This is a genomic window from Enterobacter sp. Li2LvB3, assembly GCF_056156645.1.
Genome location: NZ_JBSICG010000008.1, coordinates 142871 through 160594, shown reverse-complemented (window position 1 = coordinate 160594; position 17724 = coordinate 142871). Strand labels below are relative to the sequence as shown.

The 17724-nt window shown below is 53.4% G+C and carries 19 protein-coding genes; 12 read left to right on the top strand and 7 right to left on the bottom strand.

Features of this window, described 5'->3' with window-relative positions; all coding sequences use genetic code 11:
- The first annotated feature begins 85 nt into the window (after positions 1–85).
- From dksA to panD, 7 genes are all read left to right on the top strand, one after another.
- The gene (gene dksA, locus ACS603_RS09080; protein ID WP_001155232.1) at positions 86–541 is read left to right on the top strand and encodes an RNA polymerase-binding protein DksA; all 456 of its coding nucleotides are present in this window, start codon (positions 86–88) and stop codon (positions 539–541) included.
- A gap of 57 nt (positions 542–598) precedes the next feature.
- Positions 599–1489, top strand: a complete 891-nt coding sequence (gluQRS, locus tag ACS603_RS09075) for a tRNA glutamyl-Q(34) synthetase GluQRS (protein WP_474944126.1) — start codon at positions 599–601, stop codon at positions 1487–1489.
- Between the two features lie 42 nt (positions 1490–1531).
- Positions 1532–2929 (top strand): polynucleotide adenylyltransferase PcnB, encoded by a 1398-nt coding sequence (gene pcnB / locus ACS603_RS09070; RefSeq protein WP_182063523.1) that lies wholly within the window; start codon positions 1532–1534, stop codon positions 2927–2929.
- On the top strand, positions 2926–3405 hold the full coding sequence (gene folK / locus ACS603_RS09065; RefSeq protein WP_315687934.1) for a 2-amino-4-hydroxy-6-hydroxymethyldihydropteridine diphosphokinase: 480 nt from the start codon (positions 2926–2928) through the stop codon (positions 3403–3405). Before pcnB ends, folK begins: the two co-directional genes overlap by 4 nt.
- Positions 3406–3526: 121 nt before the next feature.
- Entirely contained in the window at positions 3527–4318 is a 792-nt protein-coding gene (gene panB, locus ACS603_RS09060; protein ID WP_182059613.1) for a 3-methyl-2-oxobutanoate hydroxymethyltransferase, read from the top strand.
- Between the two features lie 11 nt (positions 4319–4329).
- Positions 4330–5181: a pantoate--beta-alanine ligase gene (gene panC / locus ACS603_RS09055; protein WP_182059612.1), complete on the top strand. Its 852-nt coding sequence runs from the start codon at positions 4330–4332 to the stop codon at positions 5179–5181.
- A 117-nt stretch (positions 5182–5298) separates the two neighbouring features.
- Positions 5299–5679 (top strand): aspartate 1-decarboxylase, encoded by a 381-nt coding sequence (gene panD / locus ACS603_RS09050; RefSeq protein WP_006810068.1) that lies wholly within the window; start codon positions 5299–5301, stop codon positions 5677–5679.
- 6 nt (positions 5680–5685) lie between these two features.
- Here the strand turns inward: panD and ACS603_RS09045 are convergent, their stop codons facing one another.
- The 4 genes from ACS603_RS09045 to ACS603_RS09030 form a co-directional block, all read right to left on the bottom strand.
- Positions 5686–6933 (bottom strand): polysaccharide deacetylase family protein, encoded by a 1248-nt coding sequence (locus ACS603_RS09045; RefSeq protein ID WP_474944125.1) that lies wholly within the window; start codon positions 6931–6933, stop codon positions 5686–5688.
- Positions 6934–6996: 63 nt separating this feature from the next.
- On the bottom strand, positions 6997–7437 hold the full coding sequence (locus ACS603_RS09040; protein ID WP_182059610.1) for a PTS sugar transporter subunit IIA: 441 nt from the start codon (positions 7435–7437) through the stop codon (positions 6997–6999).
- 104 nt (positions 7438–7541) lie between these two features.
- A complete protein-coding gene (locus ACS603_RS09035; RefSeq protein WP_182059609.1) occupies positions 7542–8312 on the bottom strand; it encodes an ABC transporter permease in 771 nt (256 codons plus the stop codon).
- Positions 8309–9235, bottom strand: coding sequence for an ABC transporter ATP-binding protein (locus tag ACS603_RS09030; RefSeq protein ID WP_182059608.1), 927 nt, complete (start codon positions 9233–9235; stop codon positions 8309–8311). Before ACS603_RS09030 ends, ACS603_RS09035 begins: the two co-directional genes overlap by 4 nt.
- A 107-nt stretch (positions 9236–9342) precedes the next feature.
- Between ACS603_RS09030 and can the strand changes: the two genes are divergently transcribed.
- Positions 9343–10005: a carbonate dehydratase gene (gene can / locus ACS603_RS09025; protein WP_020882596.1), complete on the top strand. Its 663-nt coding sequence runs from the start codon at positions 9343–9345 to the stop codon at positions 10003–10005.
- A 71-nt stretch (positions 10006–10076) separates the two neighbouring features.
- On the opposite strand, the gene hpt is transcribed toward can, so the two are convergent.
- Positions 10077–10613, bottom strand: coding sequence for a hypoxanthine phosphoribosyltransferase (gene hpt / locus ACS603_RS09020; protein ID WP_014068935.1), 537 nt, complete (start codon positions 10611–10613; stop codon positions 10077–10079).
- A gap of 206 nt (positions 10614–10819) precedes the next feature.
- On the opposite strand from hpt, the gene ACS603_RS09015 reads away from it, so the two are divergent.
- On the top strand, positions 10820–13210 hold the full coding sequence (locus ACS603_RS09015; RefSeq protein WP_474944124.1) for a glucose/quinate/shikimate family membrane-bound PQQ-dependent dehydrogenase: 2391 nt from the start codon (positions 10820–10822) through the stop codon (positions 13208–13210).
- A gap of 84 nt (positions 13211–13294) precedes the next feature.
- Here ACS603_RS09015 and cueO read toward each other — a convergent pair whose 3' ends face one another.
- Positions 13295–14863 carry a multicopper oxidase CueO gene (gene cueO, locus ACS603_RS09010; protein WP_182059606.1) on the bottom strand — a complete coding sequence of 523 codons (1569 nt, stop codon included), beginning with the start codon at positions 14861–14863 and terminating at the stop codon, positions 13295–13297.
- 145 nt (positions 14864–15008) lie between these two features.
- Here cueO and ACS603_RS09005 point away from each other — a divergent pair, with 145 nt between their 5' ends.
- From ACS603_RS09005 to speD, 3 genes are all read left to right on the top strand, one after another.
- A complete protein-coding gene (locus ACS603_RS09005) occupies positions 15009–15356 on the top strand; it encodes a YacC family pilotin-like protein (RefSeq protein ID WP_014882582.1) in 348 nt (115 codons plus the stop codon).
- 116 nt (positions 15357–15472) lie between these two features.
- Positions 15473–16342, top strand: coding sequence for a polyamine aminopropyltransferase (speE, locus tag ACS603_RS09000; protein WP_182059605.1), 870 nt, complete (start codon positions 15473–15475; stop codon positions 16340–16342).
- A complete protein-coding gene (speD, locus tag ACS603_RS08995) occupies positions 16343–17137 on the top strand; it encodes an adenosylmethionine decarboxylase (protein WP_182059604.1) in 795 nt (264 codons plus the stop codon). It begins immediately after the preceding gene.
- A gap of 31 nt (positions 17138–17168) precedes the next feature.
- On the opposite strand, the gene yacL is transcribed toward speD, so the two are convergent.
- Positions 17169–17531, bottom strand: a complete 363-nt coding sequence (yacL, locus tag ACS603_RS08990) for a protein YacL (RefSeq protein WP_014068929.1) — start codon at positions 17529–17531, stop codon at positions 17169–17171.
- Positions 17532–17724 lie beyond the last annotated feature (193 nt).

Genomic DNA, 17724 nt, shown 5'->3' with positions numbered 1-17724 from the left:
CCATTCGGAATAGCATCTGCTATTTATAGCGACCTGATTTTTCCCCCAACACGGGGATCGATAGTGCGTGTTAAGGAGAAGCAACATGCAAGAAGGGCAAAACCGTAAAACATCGTCCCTGAGTATTCTCGCCATCGCTGGGGTGGAGCCGTATCAAGAGAAACCGGGCGAAGAGTATATGAACGAAGCCCAGCTGTCGCACTTCAAGCGTATTCTTGAAGCATGGCGTAATCAACTCAGGGATGAAGTCGATCGCACCGTTACACATATGCAGGATGAAGCTGCAAACTTCCCGGACCCGGTAGACCGTGCCGCTCAGGAAGAAGAGTTCAGCCTCGAACTGCGTAACCGTGACCGCGAACGCAAACTGATCAAAAAGATCGAGAAAACGTTGAAAAAGGTCGAGGACGAAGATTTCGGATACTGCGAATCCTGCGGTGTTGAAATTGGTATTCGCCGTCTGGAAGCGCGTCCAACCGCCGATCTGTGCATCGACTGTAAAACGCTGGCTGAAATCCGCGAAAAACAGATGGCCGGTTAATCCCAGCCCTGTATTCACTGTAAAGGCGGGAGTCTCTCCCGCCTTGTTACTGTTGATATGTCTGAATCACACTATATTGGGCGCTTTGCGCCATCTCCTTCCGGTGAATTACACTTCGGCTCTTTAATAGCCGCCCTTGGCAGCTACCTGCAAGCTCGTGCAAACCAGGGTATCTGGCGTGTACGCATCGAAGATATTGATCCTCCGCGTGAAGTTCCCGGTGCAGCAGAAACTATCCTGCGTCAGCTGGAACATTACGGCCTTCACTGGGACGGTGAGGTTCTCTGGCAGTCAAAGCGGCACGACGCTTATCGCGAACGTCTGGCGTGGCTCTATGAGCAAGGGCTTTCGTACTATTGCACCTGTACCCGTGCGCGTATTCAGAGCGTGGGGGGCGTCTATGACGGCCATTGCCGAACGCTCGGTCATGGCCCGGAAAACGCCGCCGTCCGCCTGGTCCAGCATTTTCCTGTGACCCGTTTCCACGATCAATTATCGGGCGACATTCAGGCAGATGAACGCCTGGCGCGCGAGGATTTCATCATCCACCGTCGCGATGGTTTATTTGCTTATAATTTAGCCGTTGTCGTGGACGACCATTTTCAGGGCGTGACGGAAATAGTGCGTGGGGCTGATTTAATTGAGCCAACGGTGCGGCAAATATCGCTGTATCAGCAATTTGGCTGGGCTGCCCCGAAATATATTCATTTGCCACTGGCGCTGAATGCGCAGGGAAATAAGCTGTCGAAGCAAAACCACGCGCCTGCTTTGCCAGATGGCGATCCACGGCCCGTTTTGATCGACGCGCTGCGATTTCTCAACCAGAATATAACAAGCGAATGGCAGGACCTGAGTATTGATGAATTGCTGAAATTAGCCGTTGCTAACTGGGCACTCAAAACAGTGCCAAAAATCCAGCATTCTCAAATGCGTTATGCTGAGCTATGATTAGCCGCTTTTTTCATAACAAAACACACTACGAGGTGTACTATTTTTACCCGAGTCGCTAATTTTTGCCGTAAGGTGCTAAGCCGGGAAGAGAGCATGGCTGAAGAGGCTATTGCACAAACCCATATGTCGGTTATTCCGCGTGAGCAGCACAATATTTCTCGCAAAGATATCAGTGAAAATGCCCTCAAGGTGCTCTATCGTTTGAATAAAGCAGGCTACGAGGCCTATCTCGTTGGCGGTGGGGTTCGCGATTTACTGCTGGGCAAAAAACCAAAAGATTTTGACGTGACGACCAGTGCCACGCCAGAGCAGGTGCGTAAATTATTCCGCAACTGCCGGCTGGTTGGCCGCCGCTTCCGTCTTGCTCACGTTATGTTTGGGCCTGAAATTATTGAAGTTGCCACCTTCCGTGGCCACCACGAAGGCAACCCCGCAGACCGAACCACGTCTCAGCGCGGCCAGAACGGGATGCTGCTGCGCGACAACATCTTTGGCTCTATTGAAGAAGATGCCCAGCGTCGCGATTTCACCATTAACAGCCTTTATTACAGCGTGGCGGATTTCACTGTCCGTGATTACGTGGGTGGAATGCAGGATCTGAAAGCAGGTCTGATTCGCCTGATAGGTACACCAGAAACGCGCTACCGCGAAGATCCGGTGCGAATGCTGCGTGCCGTACGTTTTGCTGCCAAGCTGAATATGCGTATCAGCCCGGAAACCGGTGAGCCCATCCCGCGCCTGGCAACGCTGATTAACGATGTCCCGCCTGCACGCCTGTTTGAAGAAGCGCTGAAACTGCTGCAAGCCGGTTACGGGTTTGAAACCTACAACCTGCTGCGCGAATACAGCCTGTTCCAGCCGCTGTTCCCGACCATTACCCGTTACTTCACGGAAAACGGCGACAGCTCGATGGAGCGCATCATTGCGCAGGTGCTGAAGAATACTGACACCCGTATTCACAATGATATGCGCGTGAACCCTGCGTTCCTGTTTGCTGCAATGTTCTGGTATCCGTTACTGGAAACCGCGCAGAAAATTGCTCAGGAAAGCGGTCTGGCCTATTACGATGCATTTGCGCTGGCCGCAAATGACGTGCTGGACGAAGGCTGCCGGACGCTGGCCATTCCAAAACGCATCACTACACTGGTGCGTGATATCTGGCAGCTTCAGTTGCGTATGTCACGTCGTCAGGGTAAACGCGCCTGGAAGCTGATGGAGCATCCTAAATTCCGCGCCGCGTTCGACCTTTTATCCCTGCGCGCTGAAGTTGAGAAGAATCAGGAATTGCAACGCCTGGCACAGTGGTGGGGAGAATTCCAGGTCTCTGCGCCACCAGAGCAAAAAGGGATGCTGACCAGTCTGGATGAAGAGCCAGAACCACGTCGTCGCCACCGTCGCCCGCGTAAGCGCGCGCCACGTCGCGAAGGCACGGCATGACCCTTGCGTATATCGCCATCGGCAGCAATCTCGCGTCTCCACTGGAGCAGGTGAATGCTGCCGTTCAGGCGCTGGGCGAGATCCCTGAAAGCCGCATCATCGCGGTATCCTCTTTCTACCGCACGCCACCGCTGGGGCCGCAGGATCAACCCGATTACCTGAATGCCGCCGTGGTGCTGGAAACCGCCCTTGCCGCCGAAACGCTGCTGGACAACACCCAGCGTATCGAATTGCAGCAGGGTCGCGTGCGCAAAGCCGAACGCTGGGGGCCGCGGACACTGGATCTCGATATCATGCTGTTCGGCCATGACGTTATTACCACTGAACGCCTCACTGTTCCGCATTACGATATGAAAAATCGCGGGTTTATGCTCTGGCCGCTGTTTGAAGTTGCCCCAGACCTGACCTTCCCCGATGGCATTTCCCTGAAAGCCATTCTGGAAAGCCTTAACGCGGAAAAACCCGCCCGCTGGTAACCCCGTTTTTTTATCGATTAACCACTAAACAATTGTGGTTAATCGATTGCCTAAAATCATTGTTCCCTCGAATGTTACTGATAGAATGCGCAAAGATTCGCTTTGGCTATCAGGAAACCGTATGAAACCAACCACCATCTCCTTGCTGCAAAAATGCAAACAGGAAAAGAGACGCTTCGCCACCATCACCGCATATGACTACAGCTTCGCCAAACTGTTTGCCGAAGAAGGGATCAACGTCATGCTGGTCGGAGACTCGTTAGGGATGACGGTACAGGGACATGATTCCACCCTGCCTGTAACGGTAGAGGATATTGCTTACCACACCCGTGCTGTGCGTCGTGGCGCACCAGCATGTCTGCTTCTTTCCGACCTGCCGTTTATGGCCTATGCCACACCTGAGCAGGCGTTTGAAAATTCAGCGGCAGTGATGCGTGCTGGCGCCAACATGGTCAAGATTGAAGGCGGTGCCTGGCTTGTGGACACAGTGAAAATGCTGACCGAACGTGCCGTGCCCGTGTGCGGGCACCTGGGCCTGACGCCACAGTCGGTAAACATCTTTGGCGGCTACAAAGTACAAGGCCGTGGCGATGCCGCACAGACGCTGTTTGATGATGCCGTGGCGCTGGAAGCCGCAGGCGCGCAGTTACTGGTACTGGAGTGCGTTCCTGTCGAGCTGGCAAAACGCATCACCGAGGCGCTCACCATTCCGGTTATCGGGATTGGCGCGGGCAACGTCACCGATGGTCAGATCCTGGTCATGCACGACGCGTTTGGCATTACGGGTGGACATATCCCTAAATTTGCCAAAAATTTCCTGACCGATGCGGGCGACATGCGCGCGGCGGTCAGGCAGTATATTGCCGACGTTGAATCCGGTGTGTATCCGGGTGAAGAACACAGTTTCCATTAAGGAGTCTCGTTGTGCTAATCATTGAAACCCTGCCGCTGCTGCGCCAGCATATCCGCAGAGCACGTCAGGAAGGTAAACGTATCGCACTGGTCCCAACCATGGGCAACCTGCACGACGGCCACATGAAGCTGGTCGATGAAGCTAAAGCCCGTGCAGACATCGTGGTGGTCAGTATTTTCGTTAACCCAATGCAGTTTGACCGCGCTGACGACCTGGCGCGTTACCCGCGCACCCTTCAGGAAGATTGCGAAAAACTGAAGAAACGCCATACGGACATCGTTTTCTCTCCGGCACCTGCCGATGTGTACCCACAGGGTACAGAAGAAGCGACTTACGTCGATGTCCCGGGGATTTCGACCATGCTGGAAGGCGCAAGCCGTCCGGGTCATTTCCGTGGCGTCTCAACCATCGTCAGCAAGCTTTTCAACCTGGTACAGCCAGATATCGCCTGCTTTGGCGAGAAAGACTTCCAGCAACTGGCACTGATTCGCAAAATGGTTGCGGATATGGGTTACGACATTGAAATCGTTGGCGTGCCGATTGTGCGCGCGAAAGATGGCCTGGCGCTGAGCTCCCGCAACGGTTACTTAACCGCAGACCAGCGTAAAATCGCGCCGGGTGTGAGTAAGGTCATGAATACCATGGCGGAACAACTGCTGGCGAAAGAGCTGACCGCTGAAGAGATTATCGCCCTTGCCGAACAGGCGCTTAACGAGAAAGGTTTCCGTTCTGACGATGTGCAGATCCGCGACGCCGATACCCTGCTGGAGCTGACTGAGTCCAGCAAACGAGCGGTTCTCCTGGTGGCTGCGTGGTTGGGTCAGGCGCGCCTTATCGACAATAAAGTGGTTGAGCTGGCGTAGTAGACACCGACTAAAAATCGGGCAATACTGCGCGCGTATTTGCCTGGGAATAAATCCCCTCACCTGCCCTCTCTTCACATATGAGAGGGTAAAGCATGATGATTAAAGGTAGACGTAATGATTCGCAAAATGCTGCAAGGTAAGCTTCACCGTGTGAAAGTCACTCAGGCCGACCTGCACTATGAAGGCTCCTGCGCGATCGATCAGGATTTCCTCGACGCGGCGGGTATTCTTGAAAACGAAGCTATTGATATCTGGAACGTGAACAACGGCAAACGCTTCTCTACTTACGCCATCGCGGCTGAACGCGGTTCCAAAATCATCTCCGTCAACGGCGCTGCCGCGCACTGCGCTGACGTGGGTGATATCGTGATTATCGCAAGCTTCGTCATGATGTCTGACGAAGAAGCGCGCCGCTGGCAGCCAAAAGTCGCCTACTTCGAAGGCGACAATGACATGAAACGTACCGCGAAAGCGATCCCGGTTCAGGTTGCCTGATAGCTGCTACCCCTGCGGCTGATTGCTGATCAGCCGCGACATTGTCTCCAGTGAATCCGTTCTTAAGATGTACAGACGCTTGAGTAAGAACGGATTATCTCCCGGTTTTACCTTTCCTTTCACGGTCGTGACCGCCAGATGAAAACCGGCGTCATTTGCCGCTTTCACCGCGTTATCGTTGTATCCGCCAAACGGATAGGAAAGATAAAGCACATGCGGGTTGAACTGTGCCAAATCACGCCGGGAGCGTTTAAAATCGAACAAAATAATGTGGTAGCTGCGGCTGAGTAAAATCGGCTGATGGTTGCCATCTACGCGGTGTAAAAAATGGGTATGCGACTGAATATCAAATACATCCTGGATCTGCTCCAGCTCTGACACGCTCATGAACTGCAGAGACTTGGGGGCCCACTTTTGCGGATGGCGTTTGATTCGGGATGAGATAATAAACGCCGTTGCCTTAAACCCGTACCCTTTCAAAATGGGATAAGCATAGCGGCTAACGGATTTCAGGCCGTCATCAAAGGTGATCACCACCGACTTAGCAGGCAGGTTTATTTTGTTACGTACGTACCCCTCGAGCTGATACATGGTCAGCGTGGTATAACCCTGGTCGCGTAACCATGTCATCTGGTTGCTAAAGGCACGCACGCTGGTCGTTGTGGAGGTATGACGAAAACGGGTGTTCTCCTCATCACGCAGGATATGGTGGTAGGTAATCACCGGAATACCGTTATCTTCCTGCGCATCCAGGCGGCTTATCCACGCCAGGCGGTTGCCAATGCGGATCTGAAACCAGGTTTGGTTCAGACGGTCTTTAAGCTTGTTCAGGATCGGGTAGCGGAGATTGGCGCTTAAGGTCCCGAAAGGAGCACTGCTGTTGTCAGCGGCGTTATAAACCGGCGTGTCTTTCCAGGTGACCAGATTTTGATTACTGAGCGGTTTATTCAGATCGCCCAGGCCATCTTCAACGCGCTTCTTGCCCTGAACAGGCTCCAGATGCCCCTTGTCGATAAAACCCGTGCCGAAACCGAAGCGGAACTCATAGTAATCTGCCGCCGCAGGCACCACGGCCAGGATCTGCCCGGCACGCACGTTGCCAACGTTGACCACGTCATTACCCACCTGCGCCCAAATCGCCGCATCTTCGGTGGTTTGCATGTATTGTGCAGGCAGTCTTTGCTGACTTAATAAACTGGCAGAACTGATGCCGGAAACGAACAACAACAGCAGGAATAGTAGACGCGTTAGCATTGGATCGTTATCGATACGAAAAAACTGATGTCATTGTAGCAAAAGAGACATCAATACCAATGTTTAATTCTTATACAGGTTGTGAAGCAGGACGAAAGGAGGATTTTTCTGTTGCTGATGCCACAAGCTGCTGACGCCCGGCGTACCTTGCGCCACGATAGCCTCGCGAAACCCGGCGCTGCCGAGTGTTTCTCGCTGCGGGTACATTAGTTCCAGCAACGGCAGGCTAATTCCGGAAATCACTTCGCAACAATCGTGCTTATGGCTCATCAATGCCGCCGTACGATAGGGGGCAGCGCCGGATTTATCGGTAAGAAAGATAACGCCGTCGCCGGTGTCGGTTTCATGCAGGGCGTCGCACATCATACGGCTGAGCATATTGGTGCTTAAGCCACGCCAGTAATTGACCGCCCGACATTGCGCCAGCGGACCAAATTTAGCGTCAAGCTTGTCCAGCATATCCTGCGCCTGTTCATCGTGGCAGGTGATGACCCATCCCAGCATAACTCCCTCCTTAGCAGGCGAGTAGTTTAGCCCAGTGAAGGTTAGCTTACGGTGATAACTGTCAAAGAAAAGCGCCCGGCAACGGATTATCGCCGGGTCGAAGGTTAGCTACGCAGCCCGCGCCCGCGCTGGATCAGATACCAGCACAGCAGGTAGAAGGCGAGGATAAACACCACCAGCACCGCAACGGTAGTAAACAGCGGCACGTCGGTAATGCCGAGGAAACCAAAGCGGAAGCCGCTTATCATGTACACGATCGGGTTCAGGTGCGACAGCGCCTGCCAGAACGGCGGCAGCAGCGTCAGGGAGTAGAACACCCCGCCCAGATAGGTCAGTGGCGTCAGCACGAAGGTCGGGATCAGGCTGATGTCGTCGAACGTCTTGGCGAATACGGCGTTCAGCAGACCGGCCAGCGAGAACAGGATCGCCGTCAGCAGCAATGTTAGCGCCACAAACAGCCATGAATGCACCTGGAACGGGACAAAGAACAGCGAAATCGCCGTGACCAGGATACCCACGCACAGACCGCGCGCCACACCACCACCCACGTAACCGGCAATGATCACATGCGTAGGCACAGGTGCTACCAGCAGTTCTTCAATGTTGCGCTGGAACTTGGCGCTAAAGAATGATGACGCAACGTTGGCATAGGCGTTGGTAATCACCGCCATCATGATCAGGCCCGGTACGATAAACTGCATATAGGTAAAGCCGTGCATCTCACCAATGCGAGAACCAATCAGGTTACCGAAGATGATAAAGTACAGGGTCATGGTGATGACCGGCGGCACCAGGGTTTGCACCCAGATGCGCATAAAACGGTTAATCTCTTTCGCCCAGATGCTTTTCAGCGCAACCCAGTAAAGATGCGTCATGCTTTGTCTCCTTGTTTCTCATGTACCAGAGAGACAAACAGCTCTTCCAGTCGGTTCGCTTTATTACGCATACTCAACACCTGAATGCCCTGCGCGCTCAGCTGGGAGAACACGCTGTTGATCCCCTGCTCGCGTAGCACTTCCACTTCCAGCGTCGAGGTATCTACCAGACGATATTGATACCCTTCCAGCTTTGGCAGCGGGCTTTTTGGCGCCAGGTCGAGGATAAAGGTTTCTGATTTCAGCTTAGAAAGCAGATCTTTCATCGAGGTGTTTTCCACCAGCTCGCCATTCTGAATGATGCCGATATTGCGGCAGAGCATTTCAGCTTCTTCGAGGTAGTGGGTTGTCAGAATAATGGTGGTGCCTTTATCGTTAAGATCTTTCAGGAACCCCCACATTGAGCGACGAAGCTCGATGTCCACACCGGCGGTGGGTTCATCGAGGATCAACAGTTTTGGTTCATGCATCAGCGCACGCGCAATCATCAGGCGGCGCTTCATCCCACCGGATAACATCCGCGCACGTTCGTTGCGTTTTTCCCACAGATCGAGCTGTTTGAGGTACTTTTCGCTACGTTCAAGCGCATCTTTGCGCTCCACGCCGTAGTAACCCGCCTGGTTCACTACGATCTGTTGTACGGTTTCGAAGGGGTTAAAGTTGAACTCCTGCGGCACCAGCCCAAGCTGGCGCTTGGCGTTAACAACATCTTTTTGCAGGTCGTAGCCAAACACGCTTACCCTGCCGGATGACTTGTTAACCAGAGAACTGATAATCCCGATGGTGGTGGATTTCCCTGCGCCATTTGGCCCCAGAAGCGCATAGAAATCACCCGCTTCTACTTTGAGATCTATTCCGCGCAGCGCCTGAACGCCGCCCGGATAGGTTTTTTTAAGCTGTTCAAGCTCCAGTGCAATCGCCATGAATTAGACTTACCTATAGTTCTGACACACGTTGTGTGGTTTCATTAAAAGTCGGGTTACCCTATAGTAGCGCAACGCAATCACTCGGTTACAGGTCGTTAACCTCCATGAATGACATAGATACACTCATCAGCAACAATGCACTATGGTCAAAGATGCTGGTGGAAGAGGACCCCGGTTTTTTCGGGAAACTGGCGCAAGCGCAGAACCCGCGCTTTCTATGGATTGGATGTTCCGATAGCCGCGTTCCGGCAGAGCGTCTGACCGGCCTCGAACCGGGCGAATTATTCGTTCACCGCAACGTAGCCAACCTGGTCATTCACACGGATCTTAACTGTCTCTCGGTTGTTCAGTATGCCGTCGATGTACTGGAAGTCGAGCACATCATCATTTGCGGCCACTACGGCTGTGGTGGCGTCCAGGCTGCGATAGAAAACACTGAGCTGGGCTTAATCGATAACTGGCTGCTGCACATCCGCGATATCTGGTTCAAACATAGCTCACTGCTAGGCGAAATGCCGCAAGAGCGTCGGCTTGATACCCTGTGTGAGCTAAACGTCATGGAACAGGTCTATAACCTGGGCCACTCCACGATTATGCAATCTGCCTGGAAACGCGGGCAGAAGGTATCTATTCACGGCTGGGCGTACGGTATTCATGACGGGTTACTGCGTAATCTGGAAGTGACCGCTACCAACCGCGAAACGCTGGAACAGCGCTATCGCTCGGGCATTGCCAACCTCAAACTCAAGCACGTAAACCATAAATAAAGCCTGAGGTTTTCTCCCTCTCCCGGTGGGAGAGGGCTGGGGTGAGGGCATCAGCCCGCACCCAATCAACATTACTCGTCCAGCAGCACAACTTTCCCGACATACGGCAGATGGCGATAACGCTGGGCGTAGTCGATACCGTAACCCACCACGAATTCGTCAGGGATAGAGAAACCGACAAACTCAACCGGCACCTGCACTTCACGACGGGTTGGTTTATCCAGCAGGGTGCAGATCGCCAGGGATTTTGGTTCGCGCAGGCTCAGGATCTCGCGCACTTTAGAGAGCGTGTTGCCGGAGTCGATGATGTCCTCAACGATCAACACATCTTTGCCACGAATATCTTCATCCAGGTCTTTAAGGATTTTCACATCACGGGTTGTGGACATGCCGCTGCCGTAGCTGGAGGCGGTCATAAAATCGACCTCATGTGACACCTGCACTTCACGGCACAAGTCTGCCATGAACATAAAAGAGCCACGCAACAAACCAACCAGCACCATTTCGCTGCCGCTGTCTTTGTAATGTTCGGTGATTTGACGGCCCAGTTCGGCGATACGCGCTTTGATCTCCGCTTCCGGGATCATCACTTCAACAGTATGTTTCATATTACTAACCATATGATTTTAATAAAAATCGCTCAATGCGGATGAATCTGCGTCCGGCATCGATTCACAAGCCACCCATTATAACAGCAAATGGATAGCCCTGGCGCATGAGTTATAAAAAGCAAATTTTGTGATTCCGATCACACTTGTTAATACCTATAATTAATTGCTAGCAAATAATTAACAAAACTGACGAGTACTTTTCTATGGCTGAAACAAAAACTCAACAGTCGCGTCTACTGGTGACATTAACAGCAGCGTTCGCAGCCTTCTGCGCGCTGTATCTGTTAATCGGTGGCGTCTGGCTGGTCGCTTTAGGCGGTTCCTGGTACTACCCGATTGCAGGTCTGGTTATGGTTGCCGTAACCGTCCTGCTGTTGCGTAGAAAACAATCAGCACTGTGGCTTTATGCCGCATTACTTCTCGCAACCATGATCTGGGGCGTCTGGGAAGTCGGCTTCGACTTCTGGGCACTGACGCCACGCAGTGACATCCTCGTGTTCTTTGGTATCTGGCTGATCCTGCCGTTTGTCTGGCGTCGCCTGATTGTTCCTTCCAGTGGCGCCGTCGCCGCACTGGTGATTGCCCTGCTTATCAGCGGTGGCATCCTCACCTGGGCTGGCTTCAACGACCCACAGGAGATCAAAGGCACGCTGAACACGGAATCCACGCCTGCCGCGGCTATCTCTCAGGTTGCCGATAGCGACTGGCCTGCGTATGGTCGTAATCAGGAAGGTCAGCGTTACTCTCCACTGAAGCAGATCAACGCCGACAACGTGAAGGACCTGAAAGAAGCCTGGGTCTTCCGTACCGGCGATGTGAAGATGCCTAACGATCCAGGTGAACTGACCAACGAAGTGACGCCTATTAAAGTTGGCAACATGCTTTATCTGTGTACCGCGCACCAGCGTCTGTTCGCGCTTGATGCGGCTACCGGTAAAGAGAAATGGCACTTCGATCCACAGCTCAACTCTAACCCGTCATTCCAGCATGTGACCTGCCGTGGTGTTTCTTACCATGAAGCGCGTGCCGATAATGCCAGCCCGGATGTGGTCGCTGACTGCCCTCGCCGCATCATGCTGCCGGTGAACGATGGACGACTGTTTGCAGTTAACGCCGAAACGGGCAAGCTGTGCGAGACCTTTGCCAACAAAGGTGTCCTGAATCTGCAAACCAACATGCCGGATACCACGCCGGGCCTGTATGAACCGACCTCACCACCGATCATCACCGATAAAACTATCGTGATTGCCGGTTCGGTAACGGATAACTTCTCTACCCGCGAAACCTCTGGCGTTATCCGTGGTTTTGACGTGAACACCGGTAAACTGCTGTGGGCCTTCGATCCGGGCGCGAAAGATCCAAACGCGATCCCATCGGACGAACACACCTTTACCTTTAACTCACCGAACTCCTGGGCACCAGCAGCGTATGACGCGAAGCTGGACCTGGTCTACCTGCCAATGGGTGTGACCACGCCGGATATCTGGGGCGGCTATCGCACACCAGAGCAGGAGCGTTACGCGAGCGCTATCGTGGCGCTGAACGCGACCACCGGTAAACTGGCATGGAGCTACCAGACCGTTCACCACGATCTGTGGGATATGGACATGCCATCCCAGCCGACGCTTGCCGACATTACCGTTAACGGCAAAACCGTTCCGGTAATTTATGCACCAGCGAAAACGGGTAACATCTTCGTACTGGATCGCAGCAACGGTAAGCTGGTTGTTCCTGCACCGGAAAAACCGGTTCCTCAGGGGGCAGCAAAAGGCGATTACGTCAGCAAAACGCAGCCGTTCTCTGACCTGAGCTTCCGTCCGAAGAAAGACCTGAGCGGTGCAGACATGTGGGGTGCCACCATGTTTGACCAGCTGGTCTGCCGCGTGATGTTCCATCAGCTGCGCTACGAAGGTATCTTCACGCCGCCTTCTGAGCAGGGTACGCTGGTCTTCCCGGGTAACCTGGGGATGTTCGAATGGGGCGGGATCTCCGTTGACCCGAACCGTCAGGTAGCGATTGCCAACCCGATGGCGCTGCCGTTTGTCTCTAAACTGATCCCACGCGGCCCGGGTAACCCAATCGAACCGCCGAAAGACGCAAAAGGTACTGGGACCGAATCCGGTATTCAGCCGCAGTATGGCGTGCCGTTTGGCGTAACCCTGAACCCGTTCCTGTCACCGTTCGGCCTTCCGTGTAAACAGCCTGCATGGGGTTATATCTCCGCGCTGGATCTGAAAACCAACCAGGTCGTGTGGAAGAAACGTATTGGTACGCCTCAGGACAGTATGCCGTTCCCGATGCCGGTTCCTGTGCCGTTCAATATGGGGATGCCAATGCTGGGTGGCCCAATATCCACCGCTGGCAACGTGCTGTTCATCGCGGCAACCGCTGATAACTATCTGCGCGCGTACAACATGACCAACGGTGAGAAACTGTGGCAAGGCCGTCTGCCAGCAGGCGGACAGGCAACACCGATGACCTATGAAGCGAATGGCAAGCAGTACGTAGTCATCTCTGCGGGTGGTCATGGTTCGTTTGGCACGAAGATGGGCGACTATATTGTCGCGTATGCCTTGCCTGACGCAAGCAAGTAACTGAAAAGCCCGGTGGCGCTACGCTTACCGGGCCTACGGGTGCCATATACAGGCCGGGTAAGGCGCAGTCGCCACCCGGCTTTTTTATACGGTAAAACCGAGCATCATCCCCGTATCTTCATGCTCCAGCAGATGGCAATGCGCCATATAGGCGAACTCCTTCGGCGCGTCGTGCGCGAACTTCACCAGCACCTCGCTCACACCACCTTCAACCCGCACCGTGTCTTTCCAGCCGGAACGATGTACCTCTGGCGCTTTACCATTCTCTGAGAGAATGCGGAACTGCGTGCCGTGAATATGGAACGGATGCAGCATCATGTCACCTTCACCAGAAATCACCCAACGTTCAAACTGCCCTTTCGTGGCAGCAAACATCGGCGTATTCATATCGAACGCTTTGCCGTTGATCATGTTGGCGTTATGGAAGTCAAAACCCTGTCCCCCGTGGTTCATTTTCCCCATTCCGCCCATGCTGCCGTGATCCATATTCATATGGCCCATCATCTGCCCATGCTGCATCCCGGCCATCGCCTGATTGCCATATTTCGTCATCAGCGCCTGCATCCCCATCATATCGAGCATCGGATCCATCGAGAGCTGGAGTTTGCGCTGAGTTAACCCCTCAAGTGCAGGTAACGCAGGCACCTTCGCCAGAGTATCCGGCAATATGCCCGACGCCGTGACCTGAAGCGGCTGAATGCGCAGCACCGGATGCGGCTGATCAAATGGCGCAACGGCCATGCCCATCTGGCTCACCGGCAAGGTCACAAGGTCAAACGCCTTGCCATCGCTGATATCCACCAGCACTTCAAAACGCTCGCCCATCAGCATCGGTAATTCGTTGACCTTAACCGGCTCAGGCAACAAGCCGCCATCGCTCGCCACCACATACAGCGGGCGTTTATCACTGGTGGCAAAATTCAGCGAACGCGCGTTACAGCCATTAAGCAGACGTAAACGCAGCCAGCCCTTCGGCGCGGCGTGCTGCGGATAAATCGCGCCGTTGGTCAGCAACGTATCACCGAACCAGCCCACCGCTGCGCTCATCACGTCCAGCTGGTAATCAATCTGCCCGTCTGAGGTGAACTTTTTGTCCTGCACAATCACCGGCACATCGTCGATGCCCCACTGTTTTGGCAGGCGCAGCAGGCGGCTTTCATCATCTTCAATGAGTACCAGCCCTGCCAGCCCCATCGCAACCTGCCGTCCGGTTTTGCCATGCTGATGCGGGTGGAACCAGCAGGTCGACGCGGGCTGGTCAGGGGTAAAGGTGACGCTGCGCTTACCGCCCGCTTTAATCACCCCCTGCGGACCCCCGTCCACTTCACCCGGGACTTCCAGGCCGTGCCAGTGCAGCGTTGTCTCTTCCGCCAGCGTATTGTGGATATCCACAGTGACGGCTTTTCCTCTGCGTAGCTGAATAGCAGGGCCGAGCAGATTGCCGTTATACCCCCAGGTTGTCGCAGAATGCTCACCAAAGGTCGTTTTACCCGACTGAACAATAAGCTGGATGCGGCTGCGGGCATCCGCGGTAAGCAGATCAGGGATGGGTAAGGCGGGTCTGTCGGCCGCAAAAACTGCGCGACTCCACAGCGGTAATGCGCTGGCAACCCCCAGCGCAACGGAATATTTTAAAAAATCACGACGTTGCATGTTCATTTCCTTATTTCCAGCAGGCGATATTTTGAGCATAAACCCTCCCCTTACCGGAAGGTCAAGCAAAGCGGCAATAATAAAGATCGTCGCCCTGGCATCAAGTATGCTAACGTTAATTTTCCGTGACGCAGTGGTAGAAGCAATGAAGACGTTTTTCAGGACAATTTTGTTCGGCAGCCTGATGGCTATGTGTGCAAACAGTTATGCGCTGAGTGAAAATGAAGCAGAAGATATGGCCGATTTAACGGCGGTTTTTGTATTCCTGAAAAATGATTGTGGTTACCAGAATTTACCCAACGGGCAGATTCGTCGCGCACTGGTCTTTTTTGCCCAGCAGAACCAGTGGGATCTCAGCAACTACGACAGCTTCGACATGAAGGCGCTCGGTGAAGACAGCTACCGTGATTTAAGCGGCATTGGCATTCCCACTGCAAAGAAATGCAAAGCGCTGGCTCGCGACTCCCTTAGCCTGCTCGCCTACGTAAAATAACCTCCCCCCGACGCTCCTTGTTGACCCTATAGCCGTGCAAGCACGGTTATAGTTAGCTATCATGTTTCGCTCATTTTTCGTGGGAAAACGGATGTTAACAAAGGAGGCGTCAGCTTATGGCCGACAACGCGTTGTGGCATGAAACACTGCATGATCAGTTTGGTCAGTACTTTGCCGTTGATAACGTGCTTTATCATGAGAAAACCGATCATCAGGATCTGATCATTTTCGAAAACGCTGCTTTTGGGCGCGTGATGGCGCTGGACGGCGTGGTGCAAACCACCGAGCGTGACGAGTTTATCTATCACGAGATGATGACCCACGTACCGCTGCTGGCACACGGACAGGCCAAACACGTTTTGATTATCGGCGGGGGTGATGGCGCAATGCTGCGTGAAGTGTCCCGCCATAAATCTGTCGAATCCATCACCATGGTGGAAATCGACGCAGGCGTTGTCTCTTTCTGCCGCCAGTACTTACCCAATCATAATGCCGGCAGCTATGACGACCCGCGCTTCAGTCTGGTGATTGACGATGGGGTCAACTTTGTTAACCAGACCACACAAACCTTTGATGTGATCATCTCTGACTGCACCGACCCAATCGGCCCGGGTGCATCGCTGTTTACCTCATCCTTTTACGAAGGCTGCAAACGTTGCCTTAAGCCCGGTGGGATCTTCGTGGCGCAGAATGGCGTCTGCTTCCTGCAACAGGATGAAGCCATCGACAGCCACCGCAAGTTAAGCACTTATTTTGGCGATGTCAGTTTCTATCAGGCCGCTATCCCGACTTACTACGGCGGGATCATGACCTTTGCCTGGGCAACGGATAACGAGGTGCTACGCCATCTCTCCGCCGAAATCATTCAGGCCCGTTTCCACCAGGCCGGTCTTCATTGCCGATACTACAATCCGGCTGTCCACACCGCCGCGTTTGCCTTGCCTCAGTATTTGCAAGACGCGTTGTCCTCTCAGGGGGTGAACTAATTGAAAAAGCTTAAACTGCATGGCTTTAACAACCTGACAAAAAGCCTGAGTTTTTGTATTTACGATATCTGCTATGTCAAAACAGCAGAAGAACGCGATGGGTATATCGCCTATATCGATGAACTCTACAACGCCAATCGGCTGACTGAAATCCTGTCAGAAACCTGCTCGATTATTGGCGCGAATATCCTGAATATCGCGCGCCAGGATTACGACCCTCAGGGTGCGAGCGTGACCATCCTGGTCAGCGAAGAGCCAGTCGACCCGCAGCTTATCGACAAAACCGAGCACCCCGGTCCGCTGCCAGAAGTGGTGGTGGCTCACCTGGATAAAAGCCATATCTGTGTGCACACCTATCCGGAAAGCCATCCTGAAGGCGGGCTGTGTACGTTCCGCGCCGATATCGAAGTATCGACCTGCGGTGTGATTTCACCGCTGAATGCGCTGAACTACTTAATCCACCAGCTGGAATCCGATATCGTAACCATTGACTATCGCGTCCGTGGTTTTACTCGTGATATCAATGGCATGAAGCACTTTATTGACCACGAGATCAATTCCATTCAGAACTTTATGTCCGAGGACATGAAAGCGCTGTATGACATGGTGGACGTGAATGTATACCAGGAAAACATCTTCCATACCAAGATGTTGCTTAAGGAGTTTGACCTTAAGCACTACATGTTCCACACCAAACCGGAAGACCTGAGCGACGAAGAGCGTAAGGCCATCACTGACCTTCTCTGGAAAGAGATGCGCGAAATCTACTATGGTCGCAATATTCCGGCCATGTAAGAGACACAAGGAGCAAGGACGCTCCGGTATGCTATTTCTGTTTCATGAACTCGCGGTACGCCGCCACCACCTTCAGGAAGTCTTCGACGCCGCACAGCGACAGACTCTCTTCATCGTAGTAGCTCATCCCCTCTTCCATCTCGTCACCCGAGAATTCAAGCTGGTTGGCACGCACCATAACCTCTTCGCCGTCCATCCACAGCGTGTATTCGTGCCCGGCACGTTGCCAGGAGCGCTCACTGCCTTTCACCGTATTCGCCGCCTGTTCAACTTCATCAAGAAGCGCGAGATTCTCTTTCACCTCTTCGTTAAACCAGTGTCCTACGGCTTCGTGGCCCATCGACATACGCACTTTCACCACTCCGGTGATGTCGCGCAGAAATTCGTAATCCATAGTATTTTCCTCTGCAAAGCCATTAAGGTAATTATCGCAGCAGCGAGGAAGAAAAAAAGCGTAAGAGGTGGGAGGAATGAAAATAAAAACCCACCGCAGTTGCGATGGGTTTTGTAGGCCCGGTTAGCGTAGCGCCACCGGGCAATGGGTCAGGTGCGGTCTGGTGCCCTCACCCCCAGCCCCTCTCCCACGG